Raw genomic sequence first — 2,249 nt, 5'->3', positions numbered from 1 at the left:
AATTAATTCTTTTATTGTTTTGTTTTCTATATTTCTTTTAGTTAGAAATGGTTTGTTAATTTTTTTAAGTTTTATTAATGAGACTAGTATTTTTCTTAGTAATATAGTTCTTTTTGTATTAGGTGGACTTTTACTATTTTTTTCATTGATTTTAAATAACAAAAAAAAGAAAAAAAGTAAGAGGTAACAAAAAAAAGAAAAAAAGTAAAAAAAAGTATTGTTATTCTTAGATATAGAAGTTATATTATATTAGGCTTTAAAAATATTAAAGGAGGAATAAACCATGAATGCTATTGATTTATTAGAACAAAGTTTAGGGTTTTTAGTAGGAAAAATGGGGATCAGTGAAGGTTTAGCTGCTACTATTGTGGGTGTGCTTGCAAGTGCAGGACCTGCTGCTGTTGCTGCGGCTTGGCCTTTCTTAGCTCCATTTGTTGTTACTTTAAGAGGAATTCTTACAGTTGTTGGAACGACAGCTGCAATTGGTTGGTAATTTTAAAATAAAAAATAGGAGTGTTTTTGATGACAGAATCATTATCTAATATGGGTGGTTTTTTAGTTAGTTCTTTAGGTTTAGAAAAATCTACTGCTATGGCAATTGCTGAAGTTATTGTAACGGGTGGTGTAACAGCTGCTGTAGTAGCTTGGCCATTTTTAGCTCCATTTGTTGCTACAATTAATGGTATTGCAGCTGTTGGTGGAATCGGATTGTTAACTGGATTCTAATATTTTTATAAAAAAATGAAATAATATATCTTTATAAGACAGTCGAATAATTTCAATATATAAAATTTTATTTTATATATTGAAATTATTCTTAAAATATTTTTTAAACCAAATATTGGATATTGCCAATGTTTGGTTTAAAAAATATAGTTGTTGATAGTATGTTTGAATTTTTAAGGTATAAATATTGGTTTATTTTTAATTAAGCATTTTATGAAATTGAGAGGAAGGGGAATTATTTGGTTTTTTGTAAAAAGAATTGGAAATCAATTATTGTATTATCTATCTATATATTAGGATTATCATTTGGTGTATTAATAGGTTTTGCAAATAATTCTAAGATGAGTATCAATCCTCAAAATTTAGGTGCTGTTACAATTATATTTCATAATTTGGGTGTAATTGGGATTATGTTTCTTGGGATATTATCTTTTGGTGTTGTAACTTTAATTACAATTTTATTTAACGGTAGTATGTTGGGAACTGTGGTTGGATCTTTTTGGGGAACTAGTGATTTTTTAAATATAATTTTAACACTTATACCTTATGGTATTTTAGAGATTCCAGCTTTTATTATTGCTGCAATAGGTGATTTATGTATTATATATAGCATGAAAAAAATAATTTGGAATAAAGATAAAAAAATTGCATTTTACTCTCTAAAAAAGGGATTAAAATTAAATGTAATAGGAGTTATTATGGTTGTTATTGCGGGTATTATAGAAGCTAAAATACCTTTTATCTCCATATAAATATATAAAAATTATTTTTAAGTTTAAATAAAAGGTGGTTTTAATTGTGGATGTTAGTTTAGAAAATAAGGAAACAAATAAAAAAGGTCCATCAATATTTGGGATAATTACTTCTCCAATTGCACAGTTTGAAAAATTAATGATAAGTACATCTATATGGAAACAATTTCTATTTATAGCTTTATTAGGAGGTCTTGCTGCAGCTTTAAATGCTTATATTGTTCAAACAAGCCCAGCAATGATGAAATTAGCTGAATCACAGTCTACTGGATTTAAAGTTCCTTTAAGTGTAACACTTGGAATGTCAGTTGTATTTGGTACACTTGCTGTAGCTGTAAAGTTTTTTGTTATAGCTGGTATTTATAAAATGATTATGTTGTTTATGATGAATGATACTACTTATAAAAAGATTTTATCAATTGTTGTATATTCTGGGATATTTTCAATTATTAGTGTTTTTGTTAATAGTATATTAAGTTTATTTTTTGGTGACAGTTATCAAGTAAATTATACTAGTTTAGCTCCTTTATTTGATATAGGTACTAAGATGAATGCAATAGCTGGTTCTTTTGAATTATTTTCTATTTGGGGTCTTATTATAACTGGTTTAGGATTACATATTGTTGCTGGTTTAACGAAAAAACAATCTATAATTCTTGTAATTATTTTATTTATTGTAACTGTTATATTAGGAACTTTTCCTGTATTTTTAATGAAATAGAAATGTATTTTTTATTTAACGTTATTTTCTTTTTACAATGTAAAGAAGGA

The 2,249-nt window shown here is 26.1% G+C and carries 5 protein-coding genes; all 5 read left to right on the top strand.

Features of this window, described 5'->3' with window-relative positions; all coding sequences use genetic code 11:
* Window positions 1–187 (top strand): hypothetical protein (locus ACQGS6_RS26800; protein WP_426965900.1); only part of this gene is annotated, 187 nt, incomplete at its 5' end.
* Between the two features lie 96 nt (window positions 188–283).
* Window positions 284–493 carry a hypothetical protein gene (locus tag ACQGS6_RS26795; RefSeq protein ID WP_426965899.1) on the top strand — a complete coding sequence of 70 codons (210 nt, stop codon included), beginning with the start codon at window positions 284–286 and terminating at the stop codon, window positions 491–493.
* Window positions 494–522: 29 nt separating this feature from the next.
* Window positions 523–726 carry a hypothetical protein gene (locus ACQGS6_RS26790; RefSeq protein ID WP_426965898.1) on the top strand — a complete coding sequence of 68 codons (204 nt, stop codon included), beginning with the start codon at window positions 523–525 and terminating at the stop codon, window positions 724–726.
* A 239-nt stretch (window positions 727–965) separates the two neighbouring features.
* Window positions 966–1,478, top strand: a complete 513-nt coding sequence (locus ACQGS6_RS26785) for a stage II sporulation protein M (protein WP_426965897.1) — start codon at window positions 966–968, stop codon at window positions 1,476–1,478.
* A gap of 46 nt (window positions 1,479–1,524) precedes the next feature.
* Entirely contained in the window at window positions 1,525–2,199 is a 675-nt protein-coding gene (locus ACQGS6_RS26780; protein ID WP_426965896.1) for a YIP1 family protein, read from the top strand.
* Window positions 2,200–2,249: the final 50 nt, after the last annotated feature.

This window comes from Bacillus sp. GMs2/2 (assembly GCF_050172095.1).
Classification (GTDB): Bacteria; Bacillota; Bacilli; order Bacillales; family Bacillaceae_G; genus Bacillus_A; species Bacillus_A cereus.
This window is presented reverse-complemented; position numbering and strand designations above follow the sequence as displayed.